Annotated in this window: 16 protein-coding genes; 4 read left to right on the top strand and 12 right to left on the bottom strand. The window is 62.4% G+C overall.

Annotation, left to right across the window (positions count from 1 at the left end):
• Positions 1–49: 49 nt before the first annotated feature.
• Both clpA and clpS read right to left on the bottom strand, forming a co-directional pair.
• Entirely contained in the window at positions 50–2,350 is a 2,301-nt protein-coding gene (gene clpA / locus RBA40_RS04315; protein WP_306625578.1) for an ATP-dependent Clp protease ATP-binding subunit ClpA, read from the bottom strand.
• Complete coding sequence (gene clpS, locus RBA40_RS04310; RefSeq protein ID WP_099881541.1) at positions 2,347–2,649, bottom strand: ATP-dependent Clp protease adapter ClpS; 303 nt, start codon at positions 2,647–2,649, stop codon at positions 2,347–2,349. The genes clpA and clpS overlap by 4 nt, the downstream gene beginning before the upstream one ends.
• Positions 2,650–2,969: 320 nt before the next feature.
• Between clpS and cspE the strand changes: the two genes are divergently transcribed.
• Both cspE and RBA40_RS04300 read left to right on the top strand, forming a co-directional pair.
• Complete coding sequence (gene cspE / locus RBA40_RS04305; protein ID WP_010395943.1) at positions 2,970–3,173, top strand: transcription antiterminator/RNA stability regulator CspE; 204 nt, start codon at positions 2,970–2,972, stop codon at positions 3,171–3,173.
• Positions 3,174–3,235: 62 nt separating this feature from the next.
• Positions 3,236–3,727: a GNAT family N-acetyltransferase gene (locus RBA40_RS04300; protein WP_306646252.1), complete on the top strand. Its 492-nt coding sequence runs from the start codon at positions 3,236–3,238 to the stop codon at positions 3,725–3,727.
• Here the strand turns inward: RBA40_RS04300 and RBA40_RS04295 are convergent, their stop codons facing one another.
• The 4 genes from RBA40_RS04295 to icd all read right to left on the bottom strand — a co-directional run bounded on the left by RBA40_RS04295 (position 3,728) and on the right by icd (position 8,488).
• A complete protein-coding gene (locus RBA40_RS04295) occupies positions 3,728–4,366 on the bottom strand; it encodes a glutathione S-transferase family protein (RefSeq protein WP_306646250.1) in 639 nt (212 codons plus the stop codon).
• A gap of 96 nt (positions 4,367–4,462) precedes the next feature.
• Positions 4,463–6,526, bottom strand: a complete 2,064-nt coding sequence (locus tag RBA40_RS04290; protein ID WP_306646248.1) for a S8 family serine peptidase — start codon at positions 6,524–6,526, stop codon at positions 4,463–4,465.
• A 199-nt stretch (positions 6,527–6,725) separates the two neighbouring features.
• Positions 6,726–7,112 carry a hypothetical protein gene (locus RBA40_RS04285; RefSeq protein ID WP_306646246.1) on the bottom strand — a complete coding sequence of 129 codons (387 nt, stop codon included), beginning with the start codon at positions 7,110–7,112 and terminating at the stop codon, positions 6,726–6,728.
• A gap of 122 nt (positions 7,113–7,234) precedes the next feature.
• Positions 7,235–8,488, bottom strand: coding sequence for an NADP-dependent isocitrate dehydrogenase (icd, locus tag RBA40_RS04280; RefSeq protein ID WP_099882967.1), 1,254 nt, complete (start codon positions 8,486–8,488; stop codon positions 7,235–7,237).
• A gap of 256 nt (positions 8,489–8,744) precedes the next feature.
• Between icd and RBA40_RS04275 the strand changes: the two genes are divergently transcribed.
• A complete protein-coding gene (locus RBA40_RS04275; protein WP_306646245.1) occupies positions 8,745–9,308 on the top strand; it encodes a pseudouridine synthase in 564 nt (187 codons plus the stop codon).
• 256 nt (positions 9,309–9,564) lie between these two features.
• Here the strand turns inward: RBA40_RS04275 and rpsT are convergent, their stop codons facing one another.
• A complete protein-coding gene (gene rpsT / locus RBA40_RS04270) occupies positions 9,565–9,828 on the bottom strand; it encodes a 30S ribosomal protein S20 (protein WP_054267030.1) in 264 nt (87 codons plus the stop codon).
• 233 nt (positions 9,829–10,061) lie between these two features.
• Between rpsT and murJ the strand changes: the two genes are divergently transcribed.
• On the top strand, positions 10,062–11,612 hold the full coding sequence (gene murJ / locus RBA40_RS04265; RefSeq protein ID WP_306646243.1) for a murein biosynthesis integral membrane protein MurJ: 1,551 nt from the start codon (positions 10,062–10,064) through the stop codon (positions 11,610–11,612).
• 50 nt (positions 11,613–11,662) lie between these two features.
• Here the strand turns inward: murJ and RBA40_RS04260 are convergent, their stop codons facing one another.
• Genes RBA40_RS04260 through RBA40_RS04240 form a run of 5 tightly spaced genes read right to left on the bottom strand, consistent with a single transcriptional unit; the run spans position 11,663 to position 15,675 of the window.
• A complete protein-coding gene (locus RBA40_RS04260) occupies positions 11,663–12,022 on the bottom strand; it encodes a hypothetical protein (RefSeq protein ID WP_306646241.1) in 360 nt (119 codons plus the stop codon).
• A gap of 24 nt (positions 12,023–12,046) precedes the next feature.
• Entirely contained in the window at positions 12,047–12,922 is an 876-nt protein-coding gene (locus RBA40_RS04255; protein WP_306646240.1) for a type II secretion system protein, read from the bottom strand.
• On the bottom strand, positions 12,888–13,277 hold the full coding sequence (locus RBA40_RS04250; RefSeq protein ID WP_229413738.1) for a type II secretion system protein: 390 nt from the start codon (positions 13,275–13,277) through the stop codon (positions 12,888–12,890). The genes RBA40_RS04255 and RBA40_RS04250 overlap by 35 nt, the downstream gene beginning before the upstream one ends.
• Positions 13,278–13,282: 5 nt before the next feature.
• Complete coding sequence (locus tag RBA40_RS04245; protein WP_306625592.1) at positions 13,283–13,765, bottom strand: type II secretion system protein; 483 nt, start codon at positions 13,763–13,765, stop codon at positions 13,283–13,285.
• Complete coding sequence (locus RBA40_RS04240; RefSeq protein ID WP_306646238.1) at positions 13,762–15,675, bottom strand: secretin GspD/PilQ domain-containing protein; 1,914 nt, start codon at positions 15,673–15,675, stop codon at positions 13,762–13,764. The genes RBA40_RS04245 and RBA40_RS04240 overlap by 4 nt, the downstream gene beginning before the upstream one ends.
• Positions 15,676–15,692: the final 17 nt, after the last annotated feature.

The raw sequence follows: 15,692 nt of genomic DNA, 5'->3' as shown, positions 1-15,692 counted from the left end.
CATAAAAAAAGCCCGCATCGTCTGCGGGCTTTTTGCTTGCTGCCGGTGCTTATTCGATTTCGACCGTTTCCGGTGCCGCCGGTGGAGGCGCAGCGTCGGACTCGGGGAATTCGAGCGTGACCGCATCTTTCTCGTCCATGTCGACCGTGACCCGGCCGCCGCTGACCAGGCGGCCGAACAGCAGTTCGTCGGCCAGCGCCTTGCGGATCATGTCCTGGATCAGGCGCGCCATCGGCCGTGCACCCATCAGCGGATCGAATCCTTTCTTCGCGAGGAACTTGCGCAGTTTCTCGGTGAAGATGGCTTCGACCTTCTTCTCGTGCAGCTGTTCTTCCAGCTGCATGAGGAACTTGTCGACCACGCGCAGGATGATTTCTTCGTCCAGTGCGCGGAAGCTGATGGTGGCGTCGATCCGGTTGCGGAACTCCGGCGTGAACATGCGCTTGATGTCGGCCATCTCGTCGCCCGCCGCCTTGGAGTCGGTAAAGCCCATCGACCGTTTGGTCAGGCTCTCGGCGCCGGCATTGGTCGTCATGATGATGATTACGTTGCGGAAGTCCGCCTTGCGGCCGTTGTTATCGGTCAGCGTGCCATGGTCCATCACCTGCAGCAGGATATTGAAGATATCCGGATGCGCTTTTTCGATCTCGTCGAGCAGCAGCACCGCGTGCGGCTTCTTGGTGATGGCTTCGGTCAGCAAACCACCCTGGTCGAAACCGACGTAGCCCGGCGGCGCGCCGATCAGGCGGCTGACGGCGTGGCGTTCCATGTACTCCGACATGTCGAAGCGAATCAGCTCGATGCCGAGGATGAAGGCCAGCTGCTTGGCCACCTCGGTCTTGCCGACGCCCGTGGGGCCGGAGAACAGGAAGGAACCGATCGGCTTGTCGGTCTTGCCCAGGCCGGCGCGCGCCATCTTGATCGCCGACGACAGCGCATCGATGGCAGGCTCCTGGCCGAACACGACGTTGCGCAGGTCGCGGTCGATGGTCTGCAGCTTGCTGCGGTCGTCCTGGTTGACGGTTTGCGGCGGGATGCGCGCGATCTTGGCAATGATGTCCTCGATCTCGGCCTTGCCGATGGTTTTCTTTTGCTTCGACTTCGGCAAGATACGTTGCGCCGCGCCGGCTTCGTCGATGACGTCGATCGCCTTGTCGGGCAGATGACGGTCGTTGATGAAGCGCGCCGCCAGTTCGGCCGCGGTGGAGAGCGCCGACGACGAATACTTCACGCCATGGTGCTCTTCGAAGCGCGACTTGAGGCCGCGCAGGATCTGCACGGTCTGTTCGACGGTCGGCTCGTTGACGTCGACCTTCTGGAAGCGGCGCGACAGCGCGTGGTCTTTTTCGAACACGCCGCGAAATTCCGTGTACGTGGTCGCGCCGATGCACTTGAGCTGGCCGTTGGCGAGCGCCGGCTTGAGCAGGTTGGACGCGTCGAGCGTGCCGCCGGACGCGGAACCGGCGCCGATGATCGTGTGGATCTCGTCGATGAACAGGATGCCGTGCGGCGTTTCCTTGAGCTGCTTGAGCACGGCCTTGAGGCGCTGCTCGAAGTCGCCGCGGTACTTGGTGCCGGCCAGCAGCGCGCCCATGTCGAGCGAATACACGATGGCATTCTGCAAGATCTCGGGCACTTCTTCCTGCGTGATGCGCCATGCGAGGCCTTCGGCGATCGCGGTCTTGCCGACCCCGGCTTCACCGACGAGCAGCGGATTGTTCTTGCGGCGGCGGCAAAGAATCTGGATGACGCGGTCCACTTCGTCCTCGCGGCCGATCAGCGGATCGATCTTGCCTTCGGCAGCGGCCTTGTTCAGGTTCTGCGTGAACTGGTCGAGCGGACTTTCCTTGGCCTGGCCTTCGACCTGCGCCTCTTCCACGCCTTCGGACGTTTTTTGCGAGTCGACCTGCTGGTCCTTGCGCACCCCGTGCGAAATGAAATTGACCACGTCGAGGCGGGTGACGCCCTGCTGGTGCAGGTAGTAGACCGCGTGCGAGTCTTTTTCGCCGAAGATCGCCACCAGCACGTTGGCGCCGGTGACTTCCTTCTTGCCGTTCGATGCCGACTGAACGTGCATGATGGCGCGTTGAATCACGCGCTGGAAGCCCAGGGTCGGCTGCGTGTCCACCTCGCCCGTGCCAGGCACGGTCGGGGTGTTGTCGCCGATGAAGTTGGTCAGCGTTTTGCGCAGGTCTTCAATGTTGACAGCACAGGCGCGCAACACTTCCGCGGCCGATGGATTGTCCAGAAGCGCCAGCAGCAAATGCTCAACGGTGATGAATTCATGCCGTGCTTGCCGAGCTTCGACAAAGGCCATGTGTAAAGAGACTTCCAATTCCTGCGCAATCATACTTCCTCCATCACGCACTGCAGGGGGTGCCCCGCCTTGCGCGCATGCGTTAATACAAACTCCACTTTGGTACACGCTATATCTTTGGAAAACACGCCACACACTCCCTTGCCATGACGATGAACGGACAGCATGATCTGCGTGGCCGTCTCTCGGTCCTTGTTGAAGTATTCCTGGATGACGGCGACCACAAACTCCATGGGCGTGTAGTCATCGTTCAGTAGTGCTACCTGGTACAGCGGCGGCGGCTTGACCGTCTGCCGCTCCAGCAGTTGTTCGGTATCTTGCTTAGTGGCCATACGCTTATTCTAATGCTTTCAACGATGATGCTATGGGTAAATATCAGGGCATTTACATTTGTTTTCCATCTTACGCGTTTTCCGATCTATGCGCAGATGGCGACCCGATTCGGTAAATCAAGAGTTGCTTTTTCGCAGAGTGTGAGGAATTTGGCAATTACGACGCAAAAGCGCTTGACTTGGATATTTTTTCAACCAACAATGCGGTTATCGACTTGTACTTATGTACTTGTTGATAAGAAGTGAGCAGGCTGAGGAGGGGGCAGAAGCTTCTTGCTTTTATGGCTCGTGTGATTGGTTATAATTTTGAAAGTTCTTTTATGGCAACAGGTACAGTTAAGTGGTTCAATGATTCCAAAGGTTTTGGCTTCATCACTCCAGATGACGGCGGCGAAGATTTGTTCGCGCACTTTTCCGCAATCAACATGAACGGTTTCAAGACCCTCAAAGAAGGTCAAAAAGTTCAATTCGAAGTCACGCAAGGCCCTAAAGGCAAGCAAGCTTCCAACATCCAGGCTGCATAAGCAATCCCCGATGTGAAAAACCCCGCTTCCGAGCGGGGTTTTTTTATCCCCGCCGCATATCCATGACCATCATCTTACAGCTTCTCGGCCTTGCCGACCTGCGCACGCTTGCCGCGTCCCGCATTCCCGACCGCCTGGCCGCCCGCGCCGCCGCCGGCGCCCTGCCGCCCGCCTTTGTCGCGCAACGCGCGCTCGGCCTGCTGGAAGCGGGCAAGAGCGCCGCCTGGTGCGCCAGTTTCCTGATCCTGCGCGCCGACGACGAGACGGTGGTCGGTGCCTGCGGATTCAAGGATATTCCCATCGACGGCCAGGTCGAGATCGGCTATGGCGTTGCGCCGGCGTGTCGCGGCCAGGGCATCGCCACGGCGGCCGTGCGCGAACTGGCGCGCATCGCCTTTGCCGACAGCGCTGTAGAACGGGTGCTGGCGCAGATCGATCAGGACAACACGCCCTCCTCGCGCGTCGCCGCCCGGCTCGGCTTCTCCGCCAGCCACACGCTCACCGATGCCGACGGCGATCGGCTGGTGCAGTGGGTGCTCGGTAGAGCTGCCTGATCAGGCTTTCTCGAACGCCGCCATCTGGTCGCGCAAGGCTTTCTGGAAGGCCGGGCGCGCCTCGCAGCGCAGCTGGTAAGCCTTGAGCGTGGGATACTCATCGACAATCGTAGTGTGGCGCAGGATGCGCAGCACCGTGGTCATCATCAGGTCGCCAGCGCTGAACGCGCCATCGAGGTACTCGCGCTCGCCCAGCCACGCGGCCAGCTGCCTGAGACGCAGGTGGACATCCTCCACCGCGCCCGCACGGCGCAGCCTGGCCCACTCCTCATCGGCGAAGAACAGGTCGATCGCGGCCAGTTGCTGGATCGGCACTTCGACGGTATTGAGCGCCGCGAATATCCAGGTGGCCGCGCGCGCCCTGCCCGCCTCCTCCCTGGGCATCAGGGCGCCGCTGCGCTGCGCAATGTGCAGCACGATGGCGCCCGACTCGAACAGCGTCAGTTCGCCATCCTGCATCATCGGCACCTGGCCGAAGGGCTGCAACGCGAGGTAGTCCGGCGAGCGCTGGTCCGGTGGGCCGATCAGGCGGGTTTCATACAGCAGACCGGCCTCTTCCAGCGCCCAGCGCACCCGCAAATCGCGCACCACGCCCTGGGCAAAGGGCGGAACGTATTGAAAAGCACTGATCGTCAACATGGCGGCATTCTCCGAAATATGATCTTGTTCAAGATCATAAACCGTTCTGGCCGCCAGACGCGCCGCCTGGTACCGGCGGCGCGCCTCATCGACCGATCAAATGGCCTGCAGTCCCAGCGTCTCCTGCGACTCGGGCGCGCCCGGCGCATTGCGATTGACGCAAACGACACGCCAGTAGTACTCGGCGGCGCTCACCAGTTTCAGCGGCGCCCAGCGCATCGCGGTGGGTGCGTTTTTGTTGTCGTACCACGTTTCGAAGAACTCCACCGGCAGCCGGCGGTAGGCCTGCGCAGTGCACGATGTGGCGTTCGTCGCCTGATAGGACACGGTGACGGGGACGCTGGTTGAAACAGGCGGGATGCCATTGGTCGTCGGCACGCCGTCGACGCTGAACGTGATGACCGGCTCCAGGCCGCGTGCCACGCGCGCCGACGCGCTGGCGCTATTGGTCTCGCCGTTGGCGGAACGGCAGTCGACATCCCAGCGGTGCACGCCCGGGGCGCGCGTGAGGGTGCCCCAGTAGAAGGAGGTCGGGCCAGCGAGCTTTTGCTCGACCAGATTGCCATCAACGTAAGCGCGCATGTCGCAGCTTTGCGCGCCCACCGCATCGTAGCTCAGGTCAAATCCGGTGGCGGGGGTGAGCGCCGGGTTGGGCGCCACGCCGAGCATGGGCGGGTTGGCCGCCGACAGCTGGTTGCCGATCTTGAATTCGACGGTTGGCTTGGCCTTGTGCGCCACGCCGGCGATGCTCGCCACGCGCAGCGGCGTGCCCTGGGTCAGCGCGCCGCCGCTGACCAGGCGCGCGCGGATCGCATTTTCCACCTCGCCCGGCGTGCGCAGGGTCGGGGTGGTTTCGATCAGGCGCGCGGCCAGCGCGGTGACGTGGGGCGCGGCCCACGAGGTGCCGGAACTGACGACATACGTGGAGGCGTAGCTGTTCATCCAGGTCGAGCGCACATATTTGCCGGGCGCCCAGGCATCGACGCAATTGCCGAAATTCGATCCCATCTCGATCGCTCCCTTGGGGTCGAGCGGCGGGAAGGCGCCCGTGCCGTTCAAGGGCTGCGCCGGCTGGCCATTGCTGTCGATCGCACCGACCACCAGCGCGCCGTCCGACGGCAACCGGTCGTTGAAGCTGTAATGGCAGGCGTCGCGATAGCGGTTGCCGGCCGACTGCACGAACACCGCGCCGCGATAGCCGGTGGCGCTGTCGGGCGCGATCAGTGCGCGCACGCTCTTCTGGAACGCGGCGACCAGGGGCGTGCGGTCGGGCGTCAGATTGACCATCTGGAAGTTACTCGACAGATTGACCACGCCCATGCGGCCCTCGGCCTGAATGCGGCGCTTGGCTTCGTCCAGGGCGGCAATCACATTGGCGAAGCTGTTGCTGCCCACAGCGCAGGTAGGGTCGCCGTACGCAAGCGAAACCAGTTTGGCGCCGGCGTTGACCCCGGTGACGCCGACGTTGTCGTTCTTGGCCGCGATAATGCCGGCCACGAAGGTCGCGTGCGGGTACTTGCCGATCGAGCAGGCGCCGGGGGCATTCCAGCGCGCGCTCACCGGCACGTCCACATGGTTGCCGATGCCGCTGTCGATCACGTACACCGTAGCGCCGCCGTTACTGGCCGCGCTGCCGCCCACGGCCTGCACGCCCCACGGCAGGGTGCTGGCGCCCACCTGCACGTCCGCCCATACGGAGTTCGCGCTCGCATCCGCCTGCATATTGGGCGAGACCGCCTTGATGCGCGCATCGCGCCGCAAGGCCGCCACTTGCTGCTCGGTCAGATAGGCGGCGAAGCCTTGCAGGGTGTGGCTGTAGGCATGGGTGGCGGCAACCCGGTGCGCCGCTTCGACCTCGTGCAGCAGGCGCATCACCTTGCCGTCGTGCTCGGCCCCGAAGCGCGGGTCGCTGACCGCCTTGGCCGAATAGCGCTGCGCGGCCGTGTCGGCGAACAGGACGATGTAATGGGTGCTGCCGGCTACGTTGCGGATCGGCGCCAGCAGCGCCGCTTCCGCTTTCTGCAGCGCCGCGACGCTGGTTGCCGGCTTGCCTGGGGCGGCGCCGCCGTTCTGGGCGCTGGCGACCGCAGGCAGCACAGCCGCGCCGATCACACCGCTCACCACCATTGCACACACACGTTTGCCAATTACTTTTGTCATTTTTTTCCTTGTATTGGTCAGCAGATTCCATCAGGTGAATCATGCAGGTTGAGTTGTTTAAATATCAACAACAAGGAAAGTATAAACCGATTAGCATTCCAACATTCTTACATTTTTGGAAATATATTATCCACGCGCGGGCAAGTATGGCGCGGCCCCACCGTAGCTCTCGGGCCGCTCCTCGCCAACGTTCGCAGCGTCAGAGCGGCTCGTCGTTGTAACGGATTTGCATGCCATCGAACACGCGTATTTCCAGAAAGACGCTCTTTCCGGCCGAGCGCCGGATGCGCAGCACGTCGGCGCCTTCCCAAGTAGCCGTGACCGGCGTGTCCGTATCGGACACCAGCACATAATTGCTTTTGTCGTCGCCATCGAAGGCATCGGCGCTCGCTTGTACTGCCACGACTTTCACAAAGCCGGTGGTGGCGCCGCAATTTCGCCGGAACGTCGTCGCCGTCACATACCCGCTCGGCGACATCGATTCCGACAGCACTTCGTTGCCACAGGGCCCACCCGGGTCCTGGCAACCGCCCAGGGACGAGGCCAGGGCAAGGGCCAAGGCCGAAATCAACAGCGAACGCAGCATGCATTTTCCTCTTCCACGCACGCACCATGCCCCAGGCATGCAAATACGTATCCAATAATACAAAAGCCCCGTCCTCCTGCGAGAACGGGGCCATCGCGCCGCGCCTGAGCGCAGCGGCAATCTTACATCTGCTCGATCATCACATCGCCGAAACCGGAGCACGACACTTGGGTCGCGCCTTCCATCAGGCGGGCGAAGTCGTAGGTGACCTTTTTCGAGGCGATCGATTTCTGCATCGACGAGATGATCAGGTCAGCCGCTTCCAGCCAGCCCATGTGACGCAGCATCATTTCAGCGGACAGGATCAGCGAACCCGGGTTCACATAGTCCTTGCCTGCGTACTTCGGCGCGGTGCCGTGGGTCGCTTCGAACATGGCCACCGAGTCCGACAGGTTGGCGCCAGGAGCGATACCGATACCGCCCACTTGTGCCGCCAGCGCGTCGGAAATGTAGTCGCCGTTCAGGTTCAGGGTCGCAATGACGCTGTACTCGGCCGGACGCAACAGGATCTGCTGCAGGAACGCATCGGCGATCGAATCCTTGACGATGATGTCCTTGCCGGTCTTTGGATTCTTGAACTTGCACCATGGGCCGCCATCGATCAGCTCAGCGCCGAACTCTTTCTGTGCCAGTGCGTACGCCCAGTCGCGGAAGCCGCCTTCGGTGTACTTCATGATGTTACCTTTGTGAACGATCGTCACGGAAGGCTTGTCGTTGTCGACCGCGTACTGGATCGCCTTGCGCACCAGGCGCTCGGTACCTTCGATCGACACTGGCTTGATGCCCAGGCCCGAGGTCTCAGGGAAGCGGATCTTGGTAACGCCCATTTCCTTGATCAGGAAATCCATCAGTTTCTTGGCGCCTTCGGAACCTTGCTGGTATTCGATACCGGCGTAGATGTCTTCCGAGTTTTCGCGGAAGATGACCATGTCGGTCTTCTCTGGCTCACGCACTGGCGAAGGCACGCCCGTGAAGTAGCGCACTGGACGCAGGCAGACGTACAGGTCGAGCTGCTGGCGCAGGGCGACGTTGAGCGAACGGATGCCGCCGCCGACCGGAGTCGTCAGCGGGCCCTTGATCGAGACAACGTAGTCCTTCAGCACTTGCAGGGTTTCTTCCGGCAGCCACACGTCCGGGCCGTACACGGTGGTCGATTTCTCGCCCGCATAGATTTCCATCCAGCTGATCTTGCGCTTGCCGCCGTAAGCCTTGGCCACGGCTGCGTCGATGACCTTGATCATGACAGGGCTGATATCGACGCCGGTGCCATCGCCTTCGATGTAGGGAATGACTGGATTATCTGGTACATTCAGCGAAAAATCGGCATTGACCGAGATTTTTTGGCCGTCAGCAGGTACTTTGATATGTTGATACATCGTGATCTCCGAAGTGGACGCATAGCAGGCAGCAACATTGTTGCGTCTGTCAGGCATGGTCTGCAATCTGAATTGGTTACTATAAATACAACGAGAGTTGTAGTCTTCTATAAGACATAAGACGCGCGTTTCATATTATGCACCAGTATTTTACTAGGCGCTACGGTTTTGCGACACTAACAAATGGCTCTCCAGCCGTGCGGTCAGCCGAACGGCGCATGGACAGAGAGCTTAACACCTTCCCAGCTATTCAATTATGCCCCTCATTCTCTTTAACAAGCCGTTCCAGGTGCTGTGCCAGTTCTCACCCCAGCCGGGACGCGCATCGCTGGCCGACTACCTGCGCACGCCCAACATCTACCCGGCCGGCCGGCTCGACGCCGACAGCGAAGGACTGATGCTGCTCACCGCCGACGGCCGCCTGCAGCACAGCATCGCCCATCCCGATCACAAGGAAGCCAAGACCTATCTGGTGCAGGTCGACGGCGCGCTCGATGCCGGCGCGCTGGCGCGGCTGCAGGGGCCGCTCGACCTGGGGAACTTCGTGACCAAGCCGTGCCGCGCGGTACAGATTGCCGAACCGGGCTGGCTGTGGCCGCGCACGCCGCCGATCCGGGTGCGCGCCGACAAGCCGACCAGCTGGATCGCGATCACCTTACAGGAGGGGAAAAATCGCCAGGTGCGGCGCATGACGGCGGCGGTGGGATTGCCGACCTTGCGGCTGGTACGCAGCAGCATCGGGCCGTTTTCGCTGGCGACGCATCCCTTGATGCCGGGGGAATGGGTGGAAGTGCCGGCCGGGGACATGAAGAAAATCTGAAAAGTTTCCTAACCGGGGTCAGACCTTAATGGCGCTAACTTAAGCTCCGTCATTCCCGCGCAGGCGGGAATGACGGTTTTGAAGTTTGCGGTCGGAAAACGGCTTGACTTAACGGCATTAGGGTCAGACCCCGGTTAGGAAACATTGTGCAAGTGAAGCGCACACGACAAAAACCCGCCGGGCCGAAGCCAGGCGGGTTTTTGTCGTGCTCACAAGCTCAACCGGCAGACCGAAGTCCGCGCGGCGGCACAGGCTATTAAGCCAGCGCTTTCAGAGCAGCAGCCAGACGGCTCTTGTGACGCGCTGCTTTGTTCTTGTGGATGATTTTCTTGTCGGCGATGCTGTCGATGGTCGACACGGATGCCTGGAAGATCGACGCTGCAGCAGCTTTGTCGCCAGCCTGGATAGCCTTGCGCACTGCCTTGATAGCGGTACGCAGGGTCGAACGCTGCGACGAATTGTGAGCGTTTTGCTTAACTGCTTGACGAGCGCGCTTGCGTGCTTGTGCGGTATTTGCCATGGAATTTCCTAAATCGGGGTCAAGTTGCGTTTGCAAACAATAGCGTCTGTCAAACCAGTGTTTTTTCTACACCTTGTGTGTCAAACCAGTGCCTGCCAAACATTAGTGTCTGCGTAACAGAATTCTGTACAGCCTTCGATTATAGCGAAAACTTCCGGCAAGGGCAATTCAAAAATCAACATTTGTCCGACGCGCCCGTCCGCCCCACTCTTGCCGGGCTATAATCCCGGCCCATGAACTTGCTCAAAACCCTGGCTGCCATCTCCAGCATGACCATGCTGTCCCGCGTCACCGGCCTGCTGCGCGAAAGTCTTTTCGCGCGCGCTTTCGGCGCTTCGGAATTTACCGACGCGTTCAACGTCGCCTTCCGCATTCCCAACCTGCTGCGCCGCATGTTCGCCGAAGGCGCCTTCGCCCAGGCCTTCGTGCCGATCCTGGCCGACGTCAAGACCCAGCACGGCGACGAAGGCACCCGTCCGCTGGTCGACAGCGTGGCCACGGTGCTGATCTGGTCGACCCTCCTGATCACCATCGCCGGCATCGTCGCCACACCGGTGCTGATCATGTGGATCATGGACACGTCCAAACAGACGGCGCAGGCCGGCGAAGCGGCCATCTTCATGACGCGCGTGATGTTCCCTTATATTATCTGCATGGCCTTCGTCTCGCTGGCCAGCGGCATCCTCAATACCTGGCGCCAGTTCAAGATTCCCGCGTTCACCCCGGTGCTGCTGAATATTTCCTTCATCCTGGCTTCGCTGTTCCTGGCCGAGCGCCTCGAGCAACCGATCTACGCGATGGCGATCGCGGTGGTGGTCGGCGGCCTCTTGCAGGTGGGCATCCAGATTCCCTCGCTGATGAAAATCGGCATGCTGCCGCGCATTTCGCTCAATCCCATCGGCGCCCTGCGCGACCCGGGCGTGCACCGCATGCTCAAGAAGATGGGGCCGGCCGTGTTCGCCGTCTCCGCCGCCCAGATCAGCCTGCTGGTAAATACCGGCATCGCCTCGCGCCTGGGCGCCGGCAGCGTTTCGGCCCTCACCTACGCCGACCGCCTGATGGAATTTCCCACGGCGATGCTGGGCGTGGCGCTGGGCACCATTTTGCTGCCAAGCCTGGCCAAGGCGAATACCGAGGGCGACACCACCGAATACTCGGCCCTGCTCAACTGGGGCTTGCGCCTGACCTTCCTGCTGGCCCTGCCGGCCTCGATCGGCCTGGCCGCGCTGGCCGAACCGATGATCGCCACCCTGTTCCACTACGGCGCCTTCAACGTCAAGGCCATCCACGCTGCGGCCATGCCGCTGATGGCCTACAGCGCCGGTCTGGTCGGCATCATCCTGGTCAAGACGCTCACGCCCGCCTTTTACGCGCGCCAGGACGTGCGCACGCCGGTGCGCATCGCCATCGGGGTGCTGGTGGCGGTACAGCTGATGAACCTGCTGTTCGTGCCGCTGCTGGGTGTGGCCGGACTGGCCCTGTCGATCGGCATGGGCGCCTGCCTCAACGCGGCCGTGCTGTACACCATGCTGCGCAAGCGCGGCATTTATGTGCCGCAGCCGGGCTGGCTGATGTTCTTCGCCAAGCTCGTCATCGCCGTGACGGTGATGGGCTTGATCGCCTACTACTGCAAGATCCAGTTCGACTGGGCCGGCTTGCAGGCCCGTCCATGGCTGCGCGCCGGCGCCCTGTTCGCCATCGTCGCCGGCAGCGGCATGGCGTATTTCGTGGTGCTGTTCGGGCTGGGATTTCGCTTCAGGGACTTCAAGCGCAGCGGCCGCTGAGAGCGGCATTACTCCAGATTCAGTGTGCCGGCGTCCTGTCGCATTCGACGCTACAAGTCCTCAATCGACTCAATCGCAAAACTGCGCTTCGACGGGTCGTGAGGATTGTTCACTTGAACACTGAGAAATGCCTTGCGGCGCGCACCGCGGACGATGAATTCATAGACGTGATAACCCGGGGATACCTTATTCTCGGTACTGATCGCTGCGCCCACAACGATGGTCCTGGTACGCGTTAACGAGGTGACCTCACCGACTTTCGACTGGACTGATGCATCTGCCCTGATAAATCGTTCCGCTTCGTCAATGTACACCTTGCCGCAAGAAATCAGGCTAAACAGGAGAAGAACAGCGGCGAGCGGGGAAAGAAGGGATACCCATCGTTTTTTCATTTTTTGCACGCGCATCAATTGAATTATCCCCTGAACGCTGAACTACCTCTCGCGCCGAGGCTCGTTGCGGCGGCCCTCGTCGCGCTGGCGTTCGTCGCGCCGCCGCTCCTCTTCCTCGGCCTCGGCCTTCTCCTTGTCCTGGTTCTGATCCTGATTCTGATTCTGATCCTGCGTGCTCCGGCCCGCAGGATCGTCCCCGGCTGGCGGTTCCTCCGGTTTTGCCTCACCGGCCGGTGGCTCAGGCGGCGGCGTAACCGCGTCCGGCTCCGGCGCTTCGGCAGGCGGCGGCGTGGCCGCGGCCGGCTCCTCGGGCGGCTTCATGGCCCCTTCCGGCGGCGGCGCGGCCGGCGGAAACAGGGGCGGCGCCTGATTCTGCCCGGGAGCGGCGGGCGGCTCCTGCGGCGGCAGCAAGGTCTGGGACGACAACGTGAACTTCCAATCCGACAGCTTGCTCTTGTTTTCCATGTTCAGAAAGCGCGCATCGAAATTGCCGATCTTGAGCGGCGGCGCATCCGACAGGCTGTAGACGCCGAGCACGCCCTGCTTGTCGCTGATATACATGATGCCCCACTCGGCCTTGCCGGTGATCGGGTCGACGAAAATCTTGCGCAGGTGGCGGCGCGGGTTGGGAAAGCGCGGGTCCTTGAGCAATTCCTGCAAGGAAGGCGGCTGCTGCGGCTGCCCCTGCGGAGTCGCGGCGGCGTAACTGCGCAGCGCGTCGCTGAAGGCGGCGCCGATATCGAGCAGCTCTTCCTCGGCGGCGGCGCGCTGCATGAGCGAGCCAACCTTGAGGCTGGCCGCGCCGACCAGCCCGATCACGGTGACCAGGATGATCAGCCCCAGGTAGGTAAAGCCGCCGGCGCGCGTCCTGCGCGGCGGCGCCTTACCAGTCGCTATACGGTTTGCCGTTGCGGTCATTGCCGGGCGCCCCACTCTTGATGCTGTACAGGTTGCCCTTGGTGGTGTCTTCGGGCGGCACCAGAATCCAGCTGGTGCTGCTGTCGGCCACCGGGTCGACCGGAATCGAGCGCAGGTATTTTTTCTCGACCAGCTGTTCCAGCGAATCGGGATAGCGCCCGGTGTCGGCGTAAAACTGGTCGATCACGGCGCGTACATTGCGCAGGTTGTCGGCCAAAATGGTGTCCTTGGTGCTGTCGATGCTGGGAAAAAAGCGCGGCACTGCCAAGGTCAGCAGCAAGGCGATGATGCCCAGCACCACCAGCAGTTCGATCAGGGTGAAGCCGCGCGCTGTGCGGCCAGGTTTTGCTTGCATCTTGTTCACCATTTGCGGTACGGCACATCATTGAGGCCAACCCGGTCCGAAGTCGAATACACATCGTAGACGTCCTCGCCTTCGCGCGGGTCGGTGGCCTCGCTGGCGTAGCTGCGCTTGCCCCAGGTCTGGGCCCCGCTCAAGTCGCTGTTGGGATTGAAGGGATCGCGCGGCACGCGGCGCAGGAAAAAGATCTTGGCGCGCTTGGGGCTGCGCATGTCGGGCGCGCCTTCGACCAGCTGTTCGAGCGACTTGGGATAGCCGTTGCTGTTGAGGGAGCGCGCGATGCGCCCTTCGTCGTAGGCACGCTTGTAGGCGTCGATGCCGTGACGGATTTCGCGCAGCGAGCGGCGCAGTTCCTGCTCCTGCTGGCGTTGCATGGTCACTTGCGTCACCGGCACCACCAGGGTGCCGAGCAGGGCCAGAATCGCCAGTGTCACCAGCAATTCGATCAGCGTGAAGCCGCGGCCCTGCCCTTGCGCCATCATTGCTGCGGCACGGGCGTGGTTTCCGGGACCGGGATCGGGGTCACGGCGGCGCCAGGCGCCTCGGGTACGGCCGGGACCGGGGCCGGGGCGGGAACCGGAGCTGGAACCGGGACCGCTGCGCGGGCGCCCGGCGACGGCGGCATCACCACCGGCGCACGCGCCGCGCTGTCGGGACGGCGCCGGAAGCTGGTCTCGGTGCCGGCGCTGAACTCGGAAGCGCTGGCGGGCGGACGCTGGAGATTGCGGATCAGGTGCGGCGTGATCGACAACACGATCTCGCTGCGATCGGCACCGTCGATCGTGCGGCCGAACAGGCGGCCCACGATCGGCAGGTTGCCCAGGCCGGGGATCTTGCTGCCGTTGCTGCGGTCTTCGTTGTTGATCAGGCCCGCCAGCACCTGGTTTTCGCCATCCTTCAACTGCAGCATGGTGGTCGCTTCGCGGTTGCCGATGCGGTAGGCGATGTTGCCCGAGGCGGTGGTGATCGCTTCGCCCAGGGAGCTGACGGTCAGGCCCACGCGGATGCCGATTTCGTTATTCAGGTAGATGGTCGGTTCCACGTTCAGGGTCAGGCCCACATCGAGATAGGTGATCGATTCCTGCGACAAGCCGCCGCCCACGCCGCCCGCCCCCAAGGTGGTGGTGATGTTCGGGATTTTCTCGCCAATGACGATCTTGGCCTTTTCCTTGTTGCGCACGCGGATGCGCGGATTGGCCAGGGTGTTCGAGTCGCCATCGGTCTTCTTGGCGGTGACGGTGGTCGACAGCGACGACAGGCCGATATCGGCGCGTCCCAGGCCGCGCACCGTATCGAGGGTGAGCTGCCCGCCGTTGCTGTTGACCAGCGGCGCCAGGGTCACCGAGGTGGGCCAGGAAACGCCCAGTTCCAGCAGGCGGCTGCGCTTGATCTCCAAAATCTCCACTTCCAGCATCACTTCCGGCTCGGCCACGTCCTGCAGCGCCACCAGCTTGGCGGCCAGCTTGATCGCTTCCGGGTTGTCGCGCACGATCACGAGGTTGAGCTTTTCGTCGATGACCACGTCGCGCGACTTGAGGATGGTCTTGAGCGTGTTGGCGACCACCTTCGCTTCGGCGTTGGCCAGGAAGAAGGTCTTGACCGTCATCTCCTGGTATTCCTTGAGCTTGGAGGCGACGTTCTGGTACACCAGCAGGGTATTGCCGTCCATGACCTGGTAATCCATCTGGTTCGACACCATCAGGTAGTAGATGGCCGCTTCGACCGTGCTGTTCTTCAGGAAGATCGAGGTCTTCTGGTCGGTCTTGACGTCCTTGTCGAAGATGAAGTTCAGGTTCGAGCGGCGCGCGATCACGTCGAGCACCTGCTTGAGCGGGGCGTCGCGGAATTCGATGCTGATCGGCGTCTTGTAGGCGGCGGCCAGGCCCGTTTCGGCCACCGGCGCGGCGGTCTTCTCGGTTACCTGCAGCAGCAGCTGGCGCGCCGGCTCGTACTGCGGCCGCTCGATCAGGATCGCGGCGGCGCGCGCGCGCGCCACTTCGTATTCCTTGCGCTCGAAGGCGGCGCTGGCCTCTTCCATCACCTTGGTATGGCGCTCGTCCATCTCGATCAGGCGCAGGCCGGCACGGGCGCGCTCGTTGGACGGCTCGAACGCCAGCACGCGCTGGAAATCCTGCAGCGCGAGCGCGGCCTTGCCGCCCGCCAGGGCGCGATCGGCCTGGTCGAGCAGGCGCGTGGCGGCGCGGTCGCGCGCGCGCAGGTAGGCGGCGCGGTAGACCGGGTTTTCGGGCTGGGCGTCGATCGCCTGGCGGTACTTGAGCAGGCTCGCCTCGACCTGGTCCTTCTCGATCAGCGAGTTACCCTCGAGGTAAGCGGCCTGCCCGGCGCAGCCGGCCAGCGCCAGCGCCATGAGCGGCAAGGCCGCGCCGCGCACAAGACGGCTCCAAAGTG

The sequence above is a fragment of the Massilia pseudoviolaceinigra genome (assembly GCF_030846505.1).
GTDB classification, from domain to species: Bacteria; Pseudomonadota; Gammaproteobacteria; order Burkholderiales; family Burkholderiaceae_D; genus Telluria_A; species Telluria_A violaceinigra.
Note: the sequence above shows the minus strand (reverse complement) of the source record. Positions and strands in the feature narration are given on the sequence as shown.